This is a genomic window from Paenibacillus sp. FSL K6-1330, from assembly GCF_037976825.1.
Classification (GTDB): Bacteria; Bacillota; Bacilli; order Paenibacillales; family Paenibacillaceae; genus Paenibacillus_AQ.
The window spans coordinates 5,165,142-5,187,415 of the sequence record NZ_CP150269.1 but is presented as its reverse complement, the minus strand read 5'-3'; the positions used below and the strand labels follow the sequence as shown (position 1 = coordinate 5,187,415).

The 22,274-nt window shown below is 45.7% G+C and carries 26 protein-coding genes and 1 pseudogene; 25 read left to right on the top strand and 2 right to left on the bottom strand.

What is annotated here, in order from left to right; genetic code table 11:
* Positions 1-53 precede the first annotated feature (53 nt).
* Positions 54-890, top strand: a complete 837-nt coding sequence (locus NYE54_RS23570) for a PIG-L deacetylase family protein (RefSeq protein ID WP_076325230.1) — start codon at positions 54-56, stop codon at positions 888-890.
* A gap of 83 nt (positions 891-973) precedes the next feature.
* Here NYE54_RS23570 and NYE54_RS23565 read toward each other — a convergent pair whose 3' ends face one another.
* Positions 974-1,780, bottom strand: coding sequence for a lipase family protein (locus tag NYE54_RS23565; protein ID WP_339266591.1), 807 nt, complete (start codon positions 1,778-1,780; stop codon positions 974-976).
* Positions 1,781-2,023: 243 nt separating this feature from the next.
* On the opposite strand from NYE54_RS23565, the gene NYE54_RS23560 reads away from it, so the two are divergent.
* The 16 genes from NYE54_RS23560 (at position 2,024) to NYE54_RS23485 (ending at position 15,639) form a co-directional block, all read left to right on the top strand.
* Positions 2,024-3,574 carry a tetratricopeptide repeat protein gene (locus NYE54_RS23560; protein ID WP_339266589.1) on the top strand — a complete coding sequence of 517 codons (1,551 nt, stop codon included), beginning with the start codon at positions 2,024-2,026 and terminating at the stop codon, positions 3,572-3,574.
* 244 nt (positions 3,575-3,818) lie between these two features.
* Positions 3,819-4,595 (top strand): glutamate racemase, encoded by a 777-nt coding sequence (gene murI, locus NYE54_RS23555; RefSeq protein ID WP_339266588.1) that lies wholly within the window; start codon positions 3,819-3,821, stop codon positions 4,593-4,595.
* A gap of 105 nt (positions 4,596-4,700) precedes the next feature.
* Positions 4,701-5,393 carry an AtpZ/AtpI family protein gene (locus NYE54_RS23550; protein WP_339266586.1) on the top strand — a complete coding sequence of 231 codons (693 nt, stop codon included), beginning with the start codon at positions 4,701-4,703 and terminating at the stop codon, positions 5,391-5,393.
* Between the two features lie 286 nt (positions 5,394-5,679).
* Positions 5,680-6,480: a class I SAM-dependent methyltransferase gene (locus NYE54_RS23545; RefSeq protein ID WP_339266584.1), complete on the top strand. Its 801-nt coding sequence runs from the start codon at positions 5,680-5,682 to the stop codon at positions 6,478-6,480.
* A gap of 78 nt (positions 6,481-6,558) precedes the next feature.
* Positions 6,559-7,467, top strand: coding sequence for a serine hydrolase domain-containing protein (locus NYE54_RS23540; RefSeq protein WP_339266583.1), 909 nt, complete (start codon positions 6,559-6,561; stop codon positions 7,465-7,467).
* Positions 7,454-8,566 (top strand): Gfo/Idh/MocA family oxidoreductase, encoded by a 1,113-nt coding sequence (locus NYE54_RS23535; RefSeq protein ID WP_339266581.1) that lies wholly within the window; start codon positions 7,454-7,456, stop codon positions 8,564-8,566. Before NYE54_RS23540 ends, NYE54_RS23535 begins: the two co-directional genes overlap by 14 nt.
* Positions 8,567-8,625: 59 nt before the next feature.
* The gene (locus NYE54_RS23530; protein WP_339266579.1) at positions 8,626-9,111 is read left to right on the top strand and encodes a DUF4830 domain-containing protein; all 486 of its coding nucleotides are present in this window, start codon (positions 8,626-8,628) and stop codon (positions 9,109-9,111) included.
* A gap of 103 nt (positions 9,112-9,214) precedes the next feature.
* Positions 9,215-9,367 carry a hypothetical protein gene (locus tag NYE54_RS23525; RefSeq protein WP_339266577.1) on the top strand — a complete coding sequence of 51 codons (153 nt, stop codon included), beginning with the start codon at positions 9,215-9,217 and terminating at the stop codon, positions 9,365-9,367.
* Between the two features lie 91 nt (positions 9,368-9,458).
* A complete protein-coding gene (locus NYE54_RS23520; RefSeq protein WP_339266575.1) occupies positions 9,459-10,031 on the top strand; it encodes a hypothetical protein in 573 nt (190 codons plus the stop codon).
* Positions 10,032-10,076: 45 nt separating this feature from the next.
* Positions 10,077-10,799, top strand: coding sequence for a hypothetical protein (locus NYE54_RS23515; protein WP_339266574.1), 723 nt, complete (start codon positions 10,077-10,079; stop codon positions 10,797-10,799).
* A gap of 84 nt (positions 10,800-10,883) precedes the next feature.
* Positions 10,884-11,429 carry an 8-oxo-dGTP diphosphatase gene (locus NYE54_RS23510; RefSeq protein WP_339266572.1) on the top strand — a complete coding sequence of 182 codons (546 nt, stop codon included), beginning with the start codon at positions 10,884-10,886 and terminating at the stop codon, positions 11,427-11,429.
* 253 nt (positions 11,430-11,682) lie between these two features.
* A complete protein-coding gene (locus NYE54_RS23505) occupies positions 11,683-12,576 on the top strand; it encodes a phosphotransferase (protein WP_339273629.1) in 894 nt (297 codons plus the stop codon).
* 191 nt (positions 12,577-12,767) lie between these two features.
* On the top strand, positions 12,768-13,565 hold the full coding sequence (locus tag NYE54_RS23500) for a class I SAM-dependent methyltransferase (protein WP_339266571.1): 798 nt from the start codon (positions 12,768-12,770) through the stop codon (positions 13,563-13,565).
* A 40-nt stretch (positions 13,566-13,605) separates the two neighbouring features.
* Positions 13,606-14,004 carry a DUF1801 domain-containing protein gene (locus NYE54_RS23495; RefSeq protein WP_076325220.1) on the top strand — a complete coding sequence of 133 codons (399 nt, stop codon included), beginning with the start codon at positions 13,606-13,608 and terminating at the stop codon, positions 14,002-14,004.
* Between the two features lie 25 nt (positions 14,005-14,029).
* Positions 14,030-14,842 (top strand): class I SAM-dependent methyltransferase, encoded by an 813-nt coding sequence (locus NYE54_RS23490; protein WP_215155446.1) that lies wholly within the window; start codon positions 14,030-14,032, stop codon positions 14,840-14,842.
* A 353-nt stretch (positions 14,843-15,195) separates the two neighbouring features.
* A complete protein-coding gene (locus tag NYE54_RS23485) occupies positions 15,196-15,639 on the top strand; it encodes a GNAT family N-acetyltransferase (protein WP_339266568.1) in 444 nt (147 codons plus the stop codon).
* A gap of 78 nt (positions 15,640-15,717) precedes the next feature.
* Here the strand turns inward: NYE54_RS23485 and NYE54_RS23480 are convergent, their stop codons facing one another.
* On the bottom strand, positions 15,718-16,191 hold the full coding sequence (locus NYE54_RS23480) for a VOC family protein (protein WP_339266567.1): 474 nt from the start codon (positions 16,189-16,191) through the stop codon (positions 15,718-15,720).
* A 151-nt stretch (positions 16,192-16,342) separates the two neighbouring features.
* On the opposite strand from NYE54_RS23480, the gene NYE54_RS23475 reads away from it, so the two are divergent.
* From NYE54_RS23475 to NYE54_RS23440, 8 genes and pseudogenes are all read left to right on the top strand, one after another.
* Entirely contained in the window at positions 16,343-16,819 is a 477-nt protein-coding gene (locus tag NYE54_RS23475; protein WP_339266565.1) for a GNAT family N-acetyltransferase, read from the top strand.
* 19 nt (positions 16,820-16,838) lie between these two features.
* Positions 16,839-17,579, top strand: coding sequence for an SDR family NAD(P)-dependent oxidoreductase (locus tag NYE54_RS23470; RefSeq protein WP_339266563.1), 741 nt, complete (start codon positions 16,839-16,841; stop codon positions 17,577-17,579).
* Positions 17,580-17,602: 23 nt separating this feature from the next.
* Positions 17,603-17,858 (top strand): annotated as a pseudogene (locus NYE54_RS23465) (ADP-ribose pyrophosphatase); the annotation flags it as partial.
* A gap of 42 nt (positions 17,859-17,900) precedes the next feature.
* Entirely contained in the window at positions 17,901-18,422 is a 522-nt protein-coding gene (locus NYE54_RS23460) for a GrpB family protein (protein ID WP_339266561.1), read from the top strand.
* A 5-nt stretch (positions 18,423-18,427) separates the two neighbouring features.
* Positions 18,428-19,309, top strand: coding sequence for a class I SAM-dependent methyltransferase (locus NYE54_RS23455; protein WP_339273627.1), 882 nt, complete (start codon positions 18,428-18,430; stop codon positions 19,307-19,309).
* Between the two features lie 17 nt (positions 19,310-19,326).
* Complete coding sequence (locus tag NYE54_RS23450; RefSeq protein WP_339266559.1) at positions 19,327-19,869, top strand: histidine phosphatase family protein; 543 nt, start codon at positions 19,327-19,329, stop codon at positions 19,867-19,869.
* Between the two features lie 144 nt (positions 19,870-20,013).
* The gene (locus tag NYE54_RS23445) at positions 20,014-20,709 is read left to right on the top strand and encodes a response regulator transcription factor (protein ID WP_076325210.1); all 696 of its coding nucleotides are present in this window, start codon (positions 20,014-20,016) and stop codon (positions 20,707-20,709) included.
* Positions 20,706-22,241: a HAMP domain-containing sensor histidine kinase gene (locus NYE54_RS23440; RefSeq protein WP_339266558.1), complete on the top strand. Its 1,536-nt coding sequence runs from the start codon at positions 20,706-20,708 to the stop codon at positions 22,239-22,241. Before NYE54_RS23445 ends, NYE54_RS23440 begins: the two co-directional genes overlap by 4 nt.
* Positions 22,242-22,274 lie beyond the last annotated feature (33 nt).

Genomic DNA, 22,274 nt, shown 5'->3' with positions numbered 1-22,274 from the left:
TCGGTATATCATATCGATCGTATATTCAAGAAACTACAAGGAGGAAGCAGCAGATGTCTAAAATTCTCAATGTGATTGTCATTGCAGCGCATCCGGATGAACCTGAAATCTATGCTGGCGCGATCTCGGCAGCTTACGCGGAGATGGGGCATCGGGTGAAGTTCGTAACGTTAACCGATGGATGCTGTGGTCATCATGAAATGAGCGGGCAGCAGCTGGTCGAACGTCGGATTCAAGAAGCGCAAGAGGCAGCAAAATGTCTTGGGGTACTGGAATACGTCGTTCTACCTATTCCCGATGGCGAATTGATGCCAACGCCCGAAGTACGCAAGGAAGTGATCCGTCAAATTCGTGGCTGGGAGGCTGATATCGTCATTACGTTCCATCCGGACGGTCCCGGTCATGTGGATAACCGCAATGTCGGGAAGGTAGTGCGGGATGCGGCAGATTTTGTTGCGAACGTACCTAATGCCGTCCCTGAAGTGCCGTCATTGAAGAAATCGCCGATATTTCTGCTGATGCCGGATTATGCAGCACGGGCGACGTATCAATCGGATATTGTCTTCGATGCAGGAAGCGTCATCGAGAAGAAATTGCTGGCCTGTGATGCCCACGCTTCCCAATTCTATGAGTTTGCACCTTGGCAGGGCGGTTTCTTGGATGCGGTACCGAATACCTGGGAAGAGAAGCGGGACTTTATTCTGAAGTATTGGGATCGGTTCCTGAGCGTCTCGAACGAAATGCTGCCTTCACTTGCGAAGCAATATGGCCAAGACCATGCAGCCAGCGTACAATATGCAGAGCCTTTCGAAATTGCTGATTATGGCAGAAGACCGAATGAAGCTGAAATGAAGGTTTTGTTCCCGATGTTAACCGGTACTCATGTGTAATCTATTCTTGGTTAGATCAGAAATAAAAGAGCGGATTCCTTTCTCAGGGAAATCCGCTTTCTTTTATGATCCGAAAAATAGGCTTACACCTTCTCCAAAGGTGATTCTACAACCGGACAGAACTCGGGATTCGTCGAACTTAAGCGTTCGGCAAATTGCGGCTGGAGCTTGGCAAGCTCCGTATAATAACTTCCGATCACGTGGTTTCCGCTCACCGACCCATTCTGGAAGGTCAAGGGCCATTGGGTATGCACATGGCTGTAATAGAATTTCTTCTCTCGTTTTGGCATCTTGTAGATATGAGGCGGGGCGTGCGTTACGACGTCAAACAGGTTAGCAATGCGGCAGCTGCTTCGAACATATTTGGCAAAGACCTTGGCAAAATCGGGATCTCCCACACGAGGGGACCCATAGGTAAACACATAAGGGGATTGGTGGTCCGTGTTGGCGGCCACATCGACTGCGCATAAGGTTGCGAGCGCTCCTCCAAGGCTGTGGCCGGTAATGAACAGTGTCTTGTGGGTAGGAAGTTGGTTAAGTGCCGACATAATCTGGCCGCGAGCAGAGGCGTATATGTTAGTGAAACCGCGGTGTGTGAGAGAAGAGTCCTTAATATATTTGAAGTTTTTTTGGGAGGCGATGGCATCTGAGATCCAGTTTGTCGTGGAACTGGTGCCCCGAAAGGCGATAATAATTTCATCCGGTGACTCTAGAATAAACCCAAAGCGCTCGGACACGCTGATTAAGGAGTTCGCCTCAATGGTGTCATAAAGCGAATAATTTAGCGGAAGGACAAATGAGCCGTCCGTATTGGTGAATTGTGTATAGGTCTGTCCGCAGATCGCTGCCAAGAAAATGGCCCATTGTTCTCGTTCCATGCTCGTACCCATGCACATCCCGCCCTTCTGTTCTCCTACACTATATTAGGGTGTGGAAGGAAAGGTGCCTATACGCCTAAGAATGGCATATTTGCCATCAAGCTCAAGCCTATACACAGGATTTTATCATTAGAAGGTTTGGGTAGAACCAAGTTATATGGTACGATTCAATAGACGTTCTTGGTCGACCGGTGCATATGAGCATGCACATCATCAGAGTGTACTTTAATGATACAGAGAGCAGGGTTATATAGAATGACGGACAATATTCAACAACGCTTCCGTTACAGTGAAGCACCCATTTGGGAACTACAGCGGAATTATTACGAAGAACTGGGGATGAAAGCCTGGAATAATGATCAGGTTCCACAGTATATTACGAGCAACCCTATGATTGCTACAGCTTACGCCGAAATTATATTCGGATTCCTTCGGGACCGCGCCGATCAAGCTGATCTCACCGAAACTGTAACAATTCTTGAATTGGGAGCCGGAGCTGGGCGCCTCGGTTATCATGTGCTGCACAAGCTGTGCGAGCTGAGAGATTTTGCGGGTATAGCACTGCCCCCTTTCCGCTATGTCATGACCGATCTGCCGATTAAAAATGTTACAGCATGGAATCAACATCCTGCCATGCAATCCTATATTGAACAGGGACTGCTGGACTTCGCGAGGTTCGATGCCGTGCATGACACGGAATTGAACCTGGTGGTATCGAAGACAACGATACGTCCGGGAGATCTGAAGCAGCCGCTGCTGGTTGTCGCTAACTACTTTTTTGACGGCATTCCGCAAGAACTGATCTATGTGGGGGAAGGCAAGATTTACGAGAGTGATGTTGTCATCGAATTTCCGGAGCAGCACAACAAGCTCAAGCCAGCTGAAGTGCTGGAACGAATGAAACTGGCATACGAGCATCGCCGTGAACCCAGATACGAGGAGGACACCTACCGGTACCGCGATGTGATTGCCCACTACCAGCAAGAACTGGAGGATTCGCATATCCTGTTTCCAGAGGTGGGTTTGACCTGCATGGAGCGTCTGAATCAGTTATCAACGTCGGGTTTCATGCTTCTCACAGCGGATAAAGGAGATCATCATCTCGATAATTGGAAGTTCGCCGAACCGCCGCAATTAATTTTCCATGGCAGCTTCTCTCTAACAGCAAATTATCATGCGTTTCAGTATGTGTTTGAGCAAAGGGGCGCAGAGGCGATTTTCCCCACGCAGCATTATAAAAATATTAACATCGGCTGTATCCTCATGCTGGAAGCACCCACGAGTTATGCCAATACTCGGATCGCTTACCGCCAATTTATCGAACGCTTCGGACCGGATGAATTCTTCAGTATGAAGGAATGGATCGACCGGAATATTGAGAGCATGGGCATGCAGCAAATTTTGTCTTTTTGGCGATTGGGCGGGTATGACGCCGAGTTCTTCATTCAAAGCGCGAAACGCATATCGAATCTGCTGCCGGATGCAAATGACGAAGAAATACTGGATATCCGAACAGGCATATATAAGATGTGGTCATCGTACTATGTGATGGAGCAGCGTTATGATCTGGCATTGGACGCGGGGCTGGTGCTGTTCGAGATGGATATGTACGAGGATGCGAGGTTCTTCCTGAAGGAATCCGTGGAGACGGATGAAGATGAGCCGGTGTCAACGGTTTTATATTGCTTGGCGATCTGCTGCTATGAGCTTGGTCTTGACGAGGAGGCTTTGGAATACACGCGTGAGGCGCTTGTTCTGGAACCCGATCATGAAGAGGCCTTGGCACTGTTGAAATGTTTTGAGTAAAACACGCATTTCTTAATGTTTGCGAAGGAAGTTACATGTTTTTCTCAGAATTGCATAGAAACGACGCACGCGACCCGGCCTCTGAGATTACAATAAGGCTGGGTCGTTCTGTATTTTGAACCTGATCCACTTACGATCCCAATCGTACAGATGGCCCTGCGAAGATTGTAGTAGTGGAGTATAATGTATAAGGATATTTACGTAAGGATGCTGACAGAAAAACATACAACGATAGGTGAAAAACATGAGAATAGCTTTTTTTGATTCAGGTTTAGGCGGTTTAACGGTGTTATCGGCGGCTATGAAGGAGCTGCCGCATGAAGACTTTTTGTTTTATGCGGACACCCTACATGTGCCATATGGTACCAAAGACAAGGAAGACGTGAAATCTTACATCCATCATGCGATGGAAACGATCATGAAGGAAGAAGTCAAAGCCATCGTCGTTGCATGCAACACGGCTACAAGTATGGCGATTTCCGATCTAAGGAAGGCTTATCCGGTCCCAGTCATCGGGATGGAGCCGGCCGTAAAGCCGGCCGTCGAAATCAATCGTTCCAGCGGGAAGCGAATCTTGGTGCTTGCTACGCCGCTGACCTTAAAGGAATCGAAGTACAGGGATTTGGTTCGACGAGTCGATAGCATGCATATCGTGGACTCCCTGCCTCTGCCGGAGTTGGTAGAGCACTGTGAGGCTTTGAATTTCGATCAAAAGGTCATGAATGCTTACTTTACCAAGCAATTCGAATCCTTCGATATGAATGAGTATGGAACCATCGTCTTGGGCTGTACCCACTATCCTTTTTACAAAAGAATCTTAACGGATCTGCTGCCGGATCACATTCGCATTATAGATGGCAGTAAAGGAACCGTGAACAGGCTCATTCAGGTATTAAGTGACAAGGATCTGCTCAGCTCCAGCGGGCGTCAGGATGTTAAGCTATTAAATTCGAGCCACTCCATGGAGTACACAGAGAAGATGAAGAAGGCACTGAGCATTTATAGAGAAATAGAGGGGTAGGGCAACCGGTGGAGATTCGCTTTCTACCCAATCATTTCAAGGACGAGGTCGTGGTCAAAAGGTTCCAGATATAAGGAGCGTCATGAGAGGAAGTGAGTGATATATATGTATATGATCTCGGCCGTCTTGTATTTCCTCACGCATCACCCGATCTGGTCATTTTTGATAATCTTATTCCTCAGCTTTGCCATGGGTATCCTCCTATCGATATGGCGTAACCACGGAAAGTGGTTTTTTATCTTGCCGATTTTAGGCTTTCTGGCAGCAATGTTCAACATCTTCTTCACGCATCACCTAAATGCCTTATTTCTTAACGCCGTTGGCACGGAAGGTACTGCAGTCGTTGTTTATGCAGAGGAAACAAACTCCCTGTACAATGATCAATATGTTTGGGAGTACGAAGCAGTCCTTAAAACCTCCGAGGGGGAAGATGTGGTGACGAATTTTACTACCATGTCTGCCAGCATCTATCCACTGCGCAATGTCATTCTTATTCCGCCCAAGGGTGAAGTTTTCGTTGCCAAATATGTTCCAGGTTTCGAGGGTAATATCCTCATCATGAGCGACAAGTCAGATTATGGGAAGAAATGGGTACTCAATAAAGACCTGAAACCAGTTGCAAAAGCCGAAGCCCAGCTTGCAACAAGCCCCACCAATCCGACATTCATTTCAGAATACCGCTTGGCACTTCAGGCGTTCATCGAAAAGCACCGTGATGGGCCCGATCCAGATCTAATACGTCAGTATAGGCAAAAACTCGAGGCGCTTGAGGCGATGGAACGCGAGCGGCAGCCTTAGCATATGGAAGGATTCTAGCCATTTTCATCATCTTCAGTGCAGCGCTTGTGCTGCATAAATGGACGGGAAACGAGAGCAAAATAGAGTGATTCAGAGCAGGCTGTTGGCGATCGGAGCCTTGTAGTGACATCTATCTTGCATTCATTAGTTTACTCGTTTCCTAAATTCGTCGGTAGAGTTCAATTACATATAAATTCTCCATATCCTGTCAGGCTTGGTTGTAGCATAATAGCCGATATACGTTTAATTATGAACGCTTGTGTTTGGCAGGCAAGGAGGTTGCAAGATGAAAGAACAAGAGGATATCATTAAAAGATCTTGGGATGAATGGTCAGACTCGTGGTATGTAGGATATCGGACCGAAGAGGTCATAGCCAACATCATTAAACAACCGGAATCCGCATTTCATCCTACAGCGTTCTCCATGATCATGAAGGCTTTCCCAGACCTGGGGGGCAAAAGGATATGTGTTCCTTCAAGCGGAGACAGTCATGCTGTGTTTGCTTTTCATCTCATGGGGGCTAAGGTTACTTCGTGTGACATTTCGGAACGACAGCTGGAGAATAGTTCGGTTATAGCAGAGAAATACGGATGGAATATTGAGTTCATCTGTGACGATACCATGAAGCTGAGCTGCATCAAGAGTGATGAATATGATTTCGTCTACACCTCGAATGGGGTCCATGTATGGATTCATGATTTGAATTCGATGTATACCCAGATCCATCGAATTCTTAAACTAGAAGGGACGTACATGATGTTTGACATTCATCCGTTTATGCGTCCATTTGGAACCAGCTCTACAGAGAAGATCCAAGTGGTGAATCCATATGATTCTACGGGACCTTTTGGAGAAATACCGACGTATAAGTGGCGTATTCAAGATATATTGAACGCCATGATGTCATCCGGTTTGAACGTAAAACATATGGAAGAAATGTTCGCAGTGGACGGCAGATTCTGGGTGGATGAATCCAAAGACGAGGCTAGCCGTTTGTCAGATCAAGAGTTGGAAGATTTCCGCAACTGGCAACTGAACCCGCTTGCAGCGCTTCCTCAGTGGCTATCGATTTATGCTACGAAATAAAATAATAAGACGACGTTTGACCCGACCTAAGAAGAGCAAGATCTAAAGGACGGGTTATGTCGTTAGAAGGGACTTTTTATGAGCGATCCGTTCCAGCAACTAGTTTCATATACTCAAGCCTCTCAGGAAAAGTATGGTGCTTCTGCCTCCGCTTTGTTCATCATTCAAGATGGTCATGCCATAAGGGAATGGTATTCTGGACAGCATCATTTTAAGAGTGGTGCATTGCCGGTAACCCGGGATTCAATGTTTAATCTATATTCAATCAGAAAGTCATACGTTGGCATGGCAACGGCCATTGCGGTTACAGAAGGGAACATCTCCATCGATACGGTTGTCTCTGATATTGTGAAAGATATGCCAACCAGCGATTTAAAAGGAGTGACCATCCGCGATTTAGCAACCAAAACCAATGCCAAATACTTTGGTCCCCAGCGAATCGAACGCGAGGAAGTCGCGGGAAAACTAATAAAAACGATAACAGGCAAGACGATCTCTCAATTAATAACAGAACGCGTATTTAAACCACTGGAGCTGAACCATTCGGAGTGGGTGTCTGTTCCATACTCCAATTTAGTATGTGATTTTCAGGCTGCGGATGGGTATGCATCCATTCGAATAGAGTCCGATGAAGGCCACGACCGGAATTTGTACGCGAGCGCCAAAGATTTGGCGATGTGGGGATACCTGCATCTACTTCAGGGAGCCGTTCATGACCAACAACTCCTATCTAATGAAGTATTTCGTTTGATTAACCAATTAAGAGCTGAAACTCAAGATCAGCACCGGATTTTTGGATGGTATTTTCAAGAAAAATGGTTTTATGCTTCCGGAGCCGCCGGGTGTCATTGCGTAGTTATTCCTGAATTCAATGCGGTAGGGGTTCGGATGCTGAACAAATATACAGAGAATTATAGTGAAGATCAGACCATGTTTAATGAAACATTTTACGAGTGTTTGGGGTTATATTTCCATGAAAAAGATTAAGCTTGGCATGATCGGTAGCGGTCATGTCAGCAATCGTTATTTTGAACAGGCGGCAATGCTTGAAGGTGTGCAGATTGTAGCAACATACTCCAGACTTTTGGAGAATGCGAAGAAGAAGGCAGCGGCATATGGAATTCCTGGGTGGTATGATGATTATCGACTCATGCTGGAACGAGAAGATTTGGATGGTGTAGTGGTTACGACTCCTCATTCCATGCATGCTGAGCCCGTGCTGGCTGCGCTGGAACAGGGATTGCCTGTTCTGAACGAGAAACCGATGGCGAGCACATTTGAAGACTGTAAGCGTATGGTTACGCTCGCAGAGGGGAAGGGGCTGATTTTCATGAGCCTGCCTTTTGACTTGAACCCCGTCTTTCTAGCTGCTGCCGATTTTATTGATGAGCGTTACATTGGAAAAATCACAGGCGCGGAAGCACAACTCTCCCTTCCCGGCCCATGGCGCGATAACTGGTATTATGATAAATCCGTAGCGCATGGAGGTGCGGTACTGGATTGCCTGGCTTATCCTGTTAGCCGCCTGATCGGTTTGTTAGGCCCCGCTACAAGTGTGATGGCTGAAGTCAACACGCTAATTCCCAATCGCATCGTTGGCGATGGTAAGAAGGTGAACAGCGATGTGGATGATAATGCCACCCTCATCCTTCAATTTGCAGGTGGGCAGCATGCCGTTATTCGCTCGTTATGGGGAATGTCCTTCAAGCAGAATAATACGCTGATCTACGGACGAAAAGGCACTATAGCTATGAATGACGGTGGATATCCTTTGGTTGTTCACACGTTGGGAGACGCTGTTCCAGATGCGGAGCCAGTCAATTGGCGGGGGAATGAGAGCTGTTATGTGCCGTATCGTCAAATTGCGGAACAACGTGATGAGAGTGTTATTGCCCATTTTGTTCGCTGCCTTCGTACGGGTGAACAGCCCGTCCAGTCTGCGAAACAGCAGCTACATGTGCACGAGATTCTGTTCGGTGCCTATCAATCTGCGGAATCCGGTGGGCGGTACGCATTGACGACAACTTTTACGCCAGCGGTAAAATTGGACCCGAACATATGGGATACTCGTAGCCGTTTTGTGTAGAAGGAATTAAAGGCTTCTCATTCGGATATATAATCCGGATGCAAGAAAGGACTGGAGAATTGAAATTAAAATTATTTTTCATTCTAATGTTAGTTATCCTTGTTGGTTGTAATAAAGAGGATGATGGGGTCGTCATAGAAATCCATAAAGAACAGCATATTAATTACTTGGAGGATTACGGATGGAGCATTGATAGATTTGCGTCCGAAACAAAATACGCTGCTCATACTTTACAATCCTTTAAGTCGCATGTGAAAGATATTAAAGAATTGGGTCATGTGGACCTGAAACCATTTTTGGATAAAGAGGTTATCGAAACAGGGTATATTCTGCAAGAAAAAACAATGACTTACAATCAGATTGTGGGATATATACTGGAGTCAGGCAATGAAATCATTGGAGGGTATTTGGTATTTAATCATGAGGCAAAACAAGCTGATGGAACATTGAACATCGATCAAAGTAATATGGATCCTATTCTTCATCGCAAGGAGTTGGGTAGTGATGATCCGCCTTCGCATAGCAAGACAATGCGATCGGGATGATTTTTTATTTTCTTTATTAGATAAACCGGGGACGTACCATCGATGTTACCCGATAACAAATATTATTAGAGATCAATCTAAGAACGGAAAGGATGCATTCTACATGATCGGTTTGATTATTATCGTTATGATAGTCGGCTTGGCCGGGATTATTAGCAATCAGTATTCTGCTCTGAGAAGGATGGAGCACATGCAGCGATCACTGGATGAGCTTAACATAAGACTACAGGAGATGAATCATCATCCTAAACCGTGATATTGTTTTTAATTAGCGAGGATAGTCTTGCTAACCAGCAGAGAAGGAATGAGCGTATTCGCCTTAATTCAGATCAATGTGGGAGTATGATATGACCCCTTTTAAACATTCAAAAAAAGAAATCAGAACGAAGTTTGAGATCGATTTGCTGCACCAGGCACAAGCCAAAGAACCTACGAAACCACCCCATCCTTGGCGTCACGAGGTTATCATACCAGCTGCGGGGTGCATTGCGTGCGGATGGGATGCCGATGAGAACCTTGTTCTGATCAGCAGCTCCGGTTACAGCATTACACAGGCCAGGTCCGGGAACCGACTGCACAGAGACCAGGATCCTAATGTAACGGATGATCATATTAGCGATAACTACTTGAGTTTTCGTATTCCGCAGGACGGACAGGACATTTCTATTTTTGGATTTGAGTCTGGAGACGGGATTCATATTACGAACGATGGCTGGATGCTGGAAGTCATTTACCCCTGGTGGCCAAGGGCTTCCGTAGTCTTGGATCGGGTGTTTGTCCCTAACTATGAATATCTCAAACATGCCGCGATAATCGATTTGAACCGGCTGGATGGGAAAATAAAATGCGGTTTTTCCCCGTCTGGTCAACATTTCGTTATTCTTGGGTCTGGTGGTGCGCTCTTGTACTCGAGGGAGTAGTTGCTTGGAGAGACTATACATTGATAGCATTAGAGAGAGGTCATCATGTCTAAACAAAATCTTAGAGATTTGATCTATGTGAATGGGAAGGAACAACATAACCTGTACTTTTATTCCTATGGCATTGAATTTTATGAATTTATGTCATGTGTAAGTAACCGACCGGAGAATTTGATTCTCCTTAAACACAAGTTCGAAGATGCCCAGTGGAGTATCCATTCCAGATTAGATTATGTGACATCTCAAGAACTTGATCGATTAGTGGAAGATAGCGTATACGATTATGGAGATTTTTGCTGGGTTGATTTTGATAGGGAAGAAGATCTGGTCAAATTAACCAAACTCCAAATTGCGGAATTATTAACCTTCGCTCATTTTGCCGAGCCCTTACATGAAATACCGAAAGCTAGGTTTGCTTACTACGCGCATGATGATGGATGGTTCAATAAGCTGTATGTATCTGACCTTGAGGATTATAAGACTCTGTTGTCTAGGGTCATCGTGTCCAAATTACATAGATTAACACGTCGGAAAATGGAAGACCTTCCAGATGACATAGCCGCCATGCTTCTGGAATCGACTAAGGAAGGCTTATTCATCGATTTCTCGAAAATCGTTAAAAGCAAAGCGAGTATAAGCGTACCTGTTACTGCCGTAGGGCATTACTTGGATTTGGATAAGGTATATGAATTTAGAGATGAAATCACTGAGTACCAGGTTTGGTTAACTTACTCGAACAAGAAATGGAGTTTTGTCAAAGTAAACTGACATAAAGATGCACAGAAGCCAATCGAAGATTAGACCAGAAGCTTAACATAAGAGCAACCGATGCAGAAGGGGGATCCATTTCAAATGATTAAATACAATATTTGTTTTGTTCGGCGCGGTGATGAGGTTTTATTGTTGAATCGTAAATCCCCGCCCTGGATGGGGTGCTGGAATGGCGTGGGAGGCAAGCTGGAGGCGAACGAAACCCCACGAGACTCGATGTTACGTGAACTGGAAGAAGAGACACATCTACAAGACTATAGTCTAACCTTTAAAGGCGTAGTGACTTGGTCCGTCAACGGTTCTATTACGGGTGGTATGTATTTATATCTAGCAGAGGTGCCTGAGGATTACATCTACCATACTCCAATCACGACAGCTGAAGGCATATTGGATTGGAAACCCGTTAAATGGATAACGGACGATGCGAATGTTGGAATTGCAGCCAATATACCGGGTTCGCTCGAACTTATCTTGCATGATCCCAATTGCTATGATCATCGCTGTACATATAAGGACGGTAAGCTCGTCGAACAAACCCCGATTCAGATCAGTGCCTTGATTGAAACGGATGAAGCGATGAGAGAGGCGTTGTTGAATCCGTATCGGGAAGAGGGAGTTACGATTTAATCTCATTAGAAAAAAATACTCAAACACCACATGACCCGACTTAGATAGGAAATATCTTAGGCCGGGTTTTGCTTTCAGTATGAGGAGCTCTGGAACTCACTGGCAGAGTGAAATAGAATCCTGAAGGTGTTGAACGGATTGAAAAAGGTTGTTACCCCAATAATCATTGTCGTAGACGTATTAGAATGAAGTAGACGATGAGAACTTTAAGATGATGCTATTACCGTTTAAAGGAGGTGCTGCCTTGTCAGCCATGGACAGTCTTTGTTCCCACTTGCAAACTGCTGCAGCGAATTTCGGCCTGACTGAAGTTATGCCAAAGATCTTAAGCTGCGGAGGAAATATCATCATTCACTTGGCCCCTCATCCGATCGTTGCCCGGGTTGCTGCGTTTACCCCCGAACAAGATCCCCAAATAGGCAAGAAACTTGAACAAGAGCTGCGCGTAGCTTCTCATCTTCACGAGGAGGGAGTTCCAGTGCTGCTGCCTGTGCATTTCTCGCAAGAAGGACCATTTGCGCTGGATGGGCACTGGATGACGTTCTGGGAGTACATTCCTCAAACAGCACTCCCATTCCCTTCACCGAGTGAAGCGGTCAACATAGTGAATACATTAACCCTTGCCATGGAGCAATATACCGGAGAACTCCCTATTCTGGGTGTGTGGGACAGGATCTATCAATCGGTTACGCGATTATCCGATCATCCAGATGATCGGATACAGCGATTAATCCACAAATTTTATGAAATAGATCAACAGATGCGCGCAGAATCCCAACTGTTAGCTCCCAGCCATGGCGATGCTCATGCCCGCAATTTAATGCCGAGCCCAAGGGGCTGGCTCTGGATGGATTTTGAAGATGTATCCTTGATGCCTCGTTACTGGGATCTGGCTTCATTTGTGGCAAATCTGGCTTTATTTAAAGGGGAGCAGGAGCCAACATTCCGGTTTATGATAAGCCGTCCCGACATTGTGGCAGACCGGGATGCCTTTGGATTTGCACTGTCCGCCCGCATATTAATGTCTACACTTGGCAACGTGGATTACGCCATTGCAGGTCATGGGGATATGGAATTCGCCTGTTCACAATTGGAACTTGCAGGGGAGTTCATCTACCGTGTGGAACATATTTGTAAGGGGCCTTAAGTCAGACGAAGCTTGATTAAGGATTCTGAAATCCAAGGAGATTATCAGCATAATGGGCAAATTTATTGAAAAGGCGTTAGTCCCCATATTTTTTGGACTCTTGCTTGCTCCCAAAGACGGTTTAAGATTTGGTTCCACATTATTAACAATACTCGTATAAAAACATGCATTGTTCATAGGAGGGGATAAGGTTGAAGGACACAAGCTTGTATTTTTACAATGAGCTATCGGAAACATATCACCTGATATTTAAGAATTGGCATGAAACCGTTCAATGGCAGGGGGCTTTCTTCGATAAGTTTATTCGTTCGTTATATACAGAGGGCCATGAGGATCCGATCGATCTCCTGGATGCATCATGTGGGATAGGAACACAGGCTTTGGGATTAGCGCAGCATGATTTTACTGTAACGGCAACAGATATTAGCCCTAATTCGGTTGAGCGAGCGAAGAGGGAAGCTGACAAGTTTGGGGTACATGTTCGTTTTGGAGTCGCGGATTTCAGGACGCTGGATAAGGATGTTCCTGGACAATTCGATGTCGTTTTGTCTGCTGACAATGCTGTTCCCCACCTACTGGACGACCAAGAATTAAGCGTGGCTTGCCGGAACTTCTATGAGAAGCTTAGAGACAAGGGGCTACTGATTATATCGATGAGGGACTATGACGAGATTTTGCAGAATCGACAGCGCTCCACGTTGCCCCGAGTTATGGATGAAGGAGAACGTATCGTTTTTCAAGTCTGGGATTGGGCTGAAGCTGGCAATCACTATATAACCAACCAATTTATTATGCAAGAGCTTGATGGGTCATGGAATACTCAAGTCAACAGCACATCCTATAGAGCTTTATTGAGAACGGAATTAAGTGGACTATTGGAAGAAGCGGGATTCACCGATATCAGATGGCATATGCCTTCGGAATCGGGTTTCTATCAGCCGATCTTGACGGCAAGGAAATTATGTATGAATTCCACCTGGGTAAAATGAGTTCCTTTCAATTGCCTTAGTATATGAGGAGGAGTTATGGATGGCAAAATTAACAGGTCACGAACAAGTCGTGGAGTATCTTCACCATCTTGAGCATCCATTAAAGGCTGAAATTGAGGAAGTAAGAAGCTTCATATTAAGCGTCGATGATCAGATAACCGAGCAGATCAAATGGAATGCACCCAGCTTCTGCGTTCAGGGCGAAGACCGAATCACATTGAATTTACAAGGGAAAGGCTTCTTTCGCATCATTTTTCATTGTGGGCCAAAAGTTCAAACTCATGACATCAAGGGAGCCATGCCTGAGGATACTCTATTGGAATGGGCCTCTAATGATCGGGCAATCGTGAAGATTTATAATTTAAACGATCTGGAGGAGAAGAAAGAACAATTAAAAGAAGTCATCGTTAGATGGATTGAAGTGACGAGTAAGGGTTAATCAGGTAAGTGAAGGGGTGAATCAGTTGAACAAAGTGATAGATTATTATAATGCCTTCGATGAATGGGGGCGCTTGGATAGGGAGCCCATTGAATTTATCGTCAATTTGCATCATATCTTGAGTATGCTGCCTGAGAAAGGTCATGTGCTGGATAACGGTGCGGGACCTGGGAAGTATTCGATGGAATTAGCGAAGAACGGTTACGATGTGACCTTAACAGACCTTACGCCAAGATTAGTCGAGATAGCGGCTGCTAAAGCCGAAGAATTCAAGTTAACAGGCCAGTTCAAGGGGTTTCACCGTGCCAATGCCAACGATCTTAGCCTATTTCAAGATGAGTTGTTTGACGGTGCACTTATGATGGGACCGTTATACCATTTACAGACAGAATCAGATCGGTCTACGGCTGTCCGAGAATTGAATCGTGTTACCCGAGCAGGCGGTTATGTATTTGTGGCATTCATGACTCGAATTCGGCATCTGATGACATCATTATCATTTCCGGAACAATGGAAACCGAATGATAATATCAGCAGCATTAAGGAATTTGTTAGGACCGGTATATTCAATCATAACGATGAAGGAAGATTTACCGGTGCGTATTATTATAACTTGGAGGACGTTAAGCCGTTCATGGAATCGCATGGCTTCGAGACGATTAAATTGATAGGTTCGTCAAGTATAGCAGGCTCCTTCAAGGCAGAGCAGTTCGATTATTGGCGGTCCCGTGGGGAAGAGGAATTCCAAGAAGTCATGAACCTGATCTACCAGGAAGCGGAGAACCCAAGCATTTTGGGGGTCTCATCTCATTTATTGTATATTGGGCAGAAACGATAAGGGTTATGAACAAAGTAATCAGAAGAATGGTTGCAATATTGGTACTGGTTCTCATCATTTTAGCAGTTACCTGCCCCAATGAGGCCGATTACAACAGATGGTTGTCGAAGGAATATGGAATTACGTGCGTAAACACAGGGATAGAGAATAAATGTAGTAAATCCGGGAAGGACATCCGGTTTAAGTCAGGGCATATAAAACATGCTGCCATTTATATGGGAGTCGAACAAATATATACGGAAGATAACAAGGATTATCAATTACGAGCGATTGGCATTCTGAATACTTTTTTTAAATACTAGACTCTACACAAATAATAAAAATTGCAGGGAAACAGGGGATAATGACATACCATGAACAACATGATCGTTCACGAAGTTTCCGACCTGGGTGCAGTAGACATCACCGAGCTCCTGACTGAAAGCAAGGAAGAAGGATTCAGGAATATCCATAGGCTAGTGAATGAATATAAAGAGGGTATCAATACGTTTCAGCATGAAGCTGAAGCCTTGTTTGAATGTCGAGTTGGTCATAGAGTCATTGGCATTTGCGGGTTAAATCGTGATCCGCATTCTGACGGAAGCATCGGCAGGATCCGCAGATTGTATGTGTTAAAGGAATTTCGGCGTCATGGAGCCGGGAGAAAGTTGGTTGAAGCGGTAATTCATATGGCGAGCAGCCATTATACTAAACTCGTCTTGAAAACGGACAATCCCAAGGCAGCTGAATTTTATAAGAATTTAGGTTTTAAGGAAAATGCGGATGATGAACTAGTCACGCATGAACTGGAGTTATGATGTAATCACTAATGTCCCGTCTCGATCTGATAGAGAGCTTTCAACGGTTATGAAAGGCTACCCTAAAGGCAGCCTTCCTTACCCCTCGTATGCTTGTTGCAACGTCTGCATATCGATTTTTGATTTCGATTTTGCCGGATCGGGGTCGGTTATCATTTCGCTTAAATTAGCCGGGACGATTTGCCACGATACGCCAAACTTGTCTTTCAACCAACCGCATACTTGTGCTCTCTCGTCACCGTCCTCAGACAGCTTCTCCCAATAATAGTCCAGTTCTTCTTGTGCCTCGCAATGAACAATAAATGAAATGGCTTCGTTGAATTTGAAATGCGGACCGCCATTTAAGGCAACAAAATGTTGGCCTTCCAGCAGGAAATCCACAGTCATGATCGCACCTTCGGCAAACTCATGATTGTCATTCTTCTCTGCACCGTAACGCGTGATTCGTTCGATCTGCGAATTTTTAAAAATAGAGACATAATGCTGGGCTGCTTCCTCGGCTTGGTGATCAAACCACAAGTTTGGAGAAATCTTCTGGACCCTATTCTTCATAATTTCAAGAAATTTATTCCTGCCACTTTTGGGTTCGCATAACAATGCAGTTAGGAAATTGTGCGATGGTTGCAGGATAACGGATGTCTCATGTGAAATCCATTAGGTATAGACGATGGAAGAAAACAATAGGCGACTGGGGTGACTAGTGATGAGCGATGTGCTTTTGCGAGATGTATTCGAAGAGGATCTTGATATATTTTTCGAGCATCAACGGGACCCTGAGGCAAACTACATGGCGGCTTTTACAGCGAAAGATCCTTCGGATAAGGCAGCTTTTGATGCGCACTGGGCCAAAATCTTAGGCGATGAGACCATCATCAAGAAAACCGTTTTATATGAGGGACAAGTAGCCGGGCAGATTTTATTCTTCGAACATATGGGTCAGCCCGAAGTTAGCTACTGGATAGGGCGCGAATATTGGGGGAAAGGCATAGCGACGAGAGCCCTTTCGTTATTTATCAGAGATATCAAAACCCGTCCATTGTATGCACGCGCAGTTAAAGATCATATCGCCTCGATCCGGATCCTGGGAAAAAACGGCTTCATCATCTGGGGGGAAGATAAGGGCTATGCCCATGCTCGTGGTGAAGAAGTGGAAGAATATATTATGAAGCTATCTTTTTAGAATAACGGAGGTTAAAACATTGAGTGGATGTCATTTCATAATCACGGGAACCTCGAGAGGAATCGGCGAGCAGTTGGCCCATATGCTTCTAGAGAAGGGCCATGTCGTGCATGGGGTCGCGAGAGGAACGTCCGAGAGATTGAGCAGCTATCCAAAATACAGTCACCATGTATATAATCTGAGCGATACGTTGGGTCTGGAGGAGCTTGTGGATAGAGTGTTTGACGAGATTGATGCCGATCATGCGGATATGATCTGCCTTATCAATAATGCGTCCATGCTTGAACCACTGAAGGCCATTGAACTATGCGATGCGATAGATATTCATATGAATGTGCAAATCAGTCTGATTGCGCCGATGATCTTAACGTCCAGCTTCATCAAGAAAACGGAGGGGCTCTCCATTCGAAAGAAAATCATCAACATCTCTTCTGGCTCCGGAACATATCCAGCACCTACGATGAGCGTATACTGCACAGCGAAGGCCGGGATCAATATGTTTACGCAGAGTGTTGGGACCGAGCAAAGGAATCGGCAGAACCCGGTGGAGATCATTGCGGTCAATCCTGGAATGGTGGACACGGATATGCAAAGAATGGCCAGAGGGAAAAATGAGCAGGAATTTGAAATGGCCAAAGCCTTCGCCCATGCGCATGAGTCTGGACAGCTGCTATCTACAGAGGAAATCGGGGCGCATCTGCTACATATCATCGACAAGGATTTTGAATCCGGAAGCACTGTAAATTATAACGATATCTAAGGGGCCTTGTCTTGTGAAAATCGGGACACAGCGGAGTTGCTGAGGTTCCAACGAAGGTGATGATGGATTTTGTGTGTAAACCTACGGGTGGAGAGCTGAGGATTTCGGAAGAAACGACGGATAGTCGTTGGATCGCTAAGGATGAAGTACTCCAATACATTACAGCCCCCGGCCATTCGTACGCGGTTTCAGGCGTATCTGGATTTTAATCGAGAGGTCGTCTATATGGAATATATCACGAAGCCGGAGTTTGAAATTAAGCTGAGACGGAATATATAAGGACTTCGTATTGGTTTATCATGTATCGAAAGGAATATTCGCATGGAAGAAGTTATTGTAACACCGTACAATCCGGACTGGAAAGACGAGTTCGAACGGGAAAAAGCTAAAATTGAGTCAGCACTGAAGGGACTTGATTTCCATATCGAACATATCGGGAGCACGTCTGTGATGGGTTTAGGATCGAAACCGACCATTGATATGATGGCTGGTGTTTTGAGTTTAACTCTAGTAAATGAACAATATATAGAGAATCTGGCCAGGATCGGGTATGAATATGTGTTTAAACCGGAGTTTCCGGAACGACTGTTCTTTAGAAGAGGGCAATGGCGGGCGGGGACGCATCATCTTCATATTTATAAGTATCAAGGCCAACAGTGGAACGACCAAATTTTATTCAGGGAGTATTTAATGAACCATCCGGATACAAGGGATCAGTATTGTACCTTAAAAAAAGTTCTTGAGAGTCAATATAAACATGACCGCGTGGCCTATACCAACGGCAAGGCTGATTTCATTCGTGAAGTGATCCATAAGGCAAGGCTTGATGCTGGAAGGAAGTAAAGATGATGTCCGAATATTACTGGGATTCTAAAATCGAATATTTGAGAAATACCAGATGGTTATATTACAACGATGACTACCTGGAGTTTCTAGTGAAGAACGTCTGGAAATTGAATGCCCCCGTTAACATCCTGGATTATGGTTGTGGATATGGGTATCTTGGACTGAAGCTTCTCCCGCTATTACCCGAAGGGTCAACCTATACAGGGATAGACAAAGGTGAAGATTTGATCAAGGAAGCAAGAGAGGTGTTTGATAAGCTGCCCTATTCCGCTGAATTCATTCAAGGAGATATTGAGGACATGTTTGTGCATCGTCAGTATGACGTTGCGATCTGCCATGCATTTTTATTACATATGGCAAACCCTCGGATGATTCTTCAAAAAATGATCGATAGTGTACTGTACGGTGGCCGAGTCATTTGTTTTGAGCCCCATTGGATTGCTAATACGGCAAATTATGGCTTTGATGAAATCCAGCATTCTGAAGTTGTCCCTCTAGGCATATTACAGAAATTGTACGAAGAGAGCGCCAAAGATAGCGGAAAAGACGGAAACATCGGCATGAAGCTGCCGATATTCCTAAGTCAGCTGGGATTACGGAATGTGGAGTGCCGAGTCAGTGACAAAGTGAATTTTTTGGACCAGAATATGGACGCTGCAGAGAAAGATCGGCTTTTTCAGTCCTTGAAGGAAGAAGGCATTGGGCAGGAACTCGAGGATTCGATTAAGGTAGTGGAGCAGTTGGTACAGAGAGGTTTATCAGTGGAAGAAGCACAAGCCCAATATGCCGCCGAACTTAAGCTGTTTCAGGTGTTTGATAGCGATTCGTGGTTAACTTACGCGCCGAATATGAAGATTTCTTTTGGCACGGTTAGTCGAGAATAAACGACCTAAGGAGCCCTATGAAAATTGGATTGGTAAGACATTTTAAAGTTATACATGAACTCGATAGAAAATGGATGACGTCCAATCAGTTTAATGCTTGGGTGGAAGCTTACAATAACGCTGAAATTGAACAATCGGACCTGGACTATGGTTTTTCGGAGTGGAACGTATGTATATCCAGTGATTTATCCCGAGCCATTCAGACGGCAGAAACGATATATACAGGCCCTATCATCGCAACGAATCGGTTAAGAGAGATTGAGGTCCAATCGATTCATCCTTTGGGAAATCTAAAGCTTCATTACCATATGTGGTTGCTGATGGGGCGTTTGGCTTGGTATTTGTCTCACGGCTCACAAGCTGAACGGAGAAGCGAGACACTGGAGCGAGCTGGGCATATCATCGATTGGATTGAAGAACGTTACGATAATCGCAACGTATTAGTGGTTAGTCACGGTGCATTCATGAAAGTGCTGACTCAGGAATTGTCCAAAAGAGGTTACCGAGGAAAGGGATTTGTACAACCCAGGAATGGTGCCATGTATATTTTTGAAAAATAAGCGGGTAAATCAAAGAGAGCCTTGGGTTCTCTTTTTCTGTTCAAGTGTACTGCAGCCCATCCAGGTTGAATTATGATGCCGGATACGGTACCATCATTGCACTAGTAAATGTTGTAATCGGCCAGTAAAGGAGTCGTATCTGCAATGACCAAGGTACTTGTAGTGGATGATGAGATTAGTATCTCAAGCGCAGTCGCTTATGCGCTGCGAAGAGAAGGACATACGGTGGAGACGGCAGGGGATGGGCAGGAAGCGCTGGAGCGTGTGGAATCGTTTGATCCTGACGTGATGGTGCTCGATGTTATGATGCCGAAGCTTAGCGGGTACGATGTTTGTCGCAAGCTCGAGGATCGGCAGCGTCCTGCCATTCTGCTCTTGACGGTGAAGGACGATATTGTGGATAAGGTGCTAGGACTTGAGCTTGGTGCGGATGATTATATGACAAAGCCCTTTGACATGCGGGAGATCATCGCCAGGGTAAAGGCATTGTCCCGAAGAAGCCGCACCCCTGAGACAGTTGGGCAGCAAGCCCCGGAACAGCATGTCATCAGAATATCCGGGCTTACCATTAACCTGTTGAATCGCACCATTCATGCTGAAGGCAAACCTCTTGAGCTCACACCGAAGGAGTTTGACCTTATGGCTCTCCTGGCTCGGAATCCGGAACGGGTATATTCGCGCGAGGCCTTGCTTGAACAAGTATGGGATATGGATTTTGCCGGCGGCACGCGTACGGTCGATATTCACGTCCAGAGATTGCGTAAGAAGCTGGGAAACCAGCACGAAGTGATTCAGACCGTATATGGCATTGGATATAAAAGCACGGAGATTCCATCATGAGCAAAAGAAAGGTCCGTTTCGGCTTAAAGTGGAAAGTCGCACTTCTTCTCGCCTTGCTGTTGATCGCCGTTGTTGTTGTTCTTAGCACATTGGTTCTTGCTGGGATACGGGAGGATCAGCGGGTGCGCCTGGAGCAATCCTTCGCCCATGAAGCCGAAGCGGCCAATCTCAGGGTTCATCAGGAATTTTTGACGAATCCTCAAACCCAGCCGGATGATTTTATGGAAAATGTCGGTCAACGGCTAGCGGTTGATCTTGGAACCCAGAGCGGCATGCCGGTGACCCTGTATAAGCTGGATGGTACATTCACAGGGACTTCCCTTCCGTTTCAGCCGAAAATGGATGTACAAGACGCCCTTGCACACACAGCGCAAGGGCGTTCCGCCTACATTACCGAGGGGGACCAGCTGCTCTATCTCGCTCCGCTTCGGAATATGGATAAACCGATCGGAACGATTCAATTCCACGCATCGCTAGCTGAGCAGCATGCTTTCTATGATCGGATCCAGAACCTGTTTATCGTGACGGGTCTTGCCGTATTGGCCGCGGGCTTCTTAATCGGTTTTCTATACGTCTGGCGGCAGGTTCATGTCATCAGCAGATTGAACCAGGCTGCGCAGAAGATTGGCGAAGGAGTCTATCTTAGTGAGCCGACGGTTAAGCGAAATGATGAGCTCGGTGAGCTGGCGCAAGGCATATATGAGATGAGCGGGCGAATTTCCTCCTCGGTGAGCCAGCTCACGGAGGAGAAGCTGAAGCTGCTGGATGCCATCGAACGGCTGCAGGAGCTGGAACAGCAGCAGAAGCAGTTTATCGGGAATATCAGCCATGAATTGAAAACGCCGCTGACTTCCATATTGGCCTATGCGGATTTGCTTGAAATGTATCGCGATGATCCAGCCCTGCTTGAGGAAGCCAGGGGACAGATCAGCAAGGAAGCACAGCGTCTATATCGATTGGTGGAGAAGGCGCTTCAGTTATCGTTCATGGATATTTACGAATTCGAAACCCATGCGGAGCACGTAGAACTTCTGCCGATTCTGCAAGAGGCGGCAGCCCGACTGGAAGCTAAGGCAGAGCAAACTAACATTGCGATTCAGCCCTCCCTAACGGATGGTAAGGTATGGGCCGATCCGGAGAATCTGATGCACATGGTTCTGAATCTGTTGGATAACGGAATTAAATACAATCGGCCCGGAGGAACTGTCATGCTCACGAACGAAGTGAAGCAGGATGAGCATGGCCATGATCGGATGATCATCAAGGTAAGTGATACCGGAATCGGAATCCCGGACGATGCCAGAGAACGGATCTTCGATCCGTTTTATACGGTGAGCAGCGACCGCTCCAGGGTTCACGGAGGAACTGGCTTAGGGTTATCTCTGGTACGCAATCTGGCGGAGAAACAGCATGGTTCCGTTCAGCTTGCGGAATCGGGTCCCGGCGGTTCTACGTTTGTGATTGTCCTGCCGATGAATCGGCCACAATCGACAGAGGTTATTTCGACAGAAGAAAGTTCAGACTTGGAATAAGGTCTGGGCTTTCTTTTTTCAAGCTTATCTATT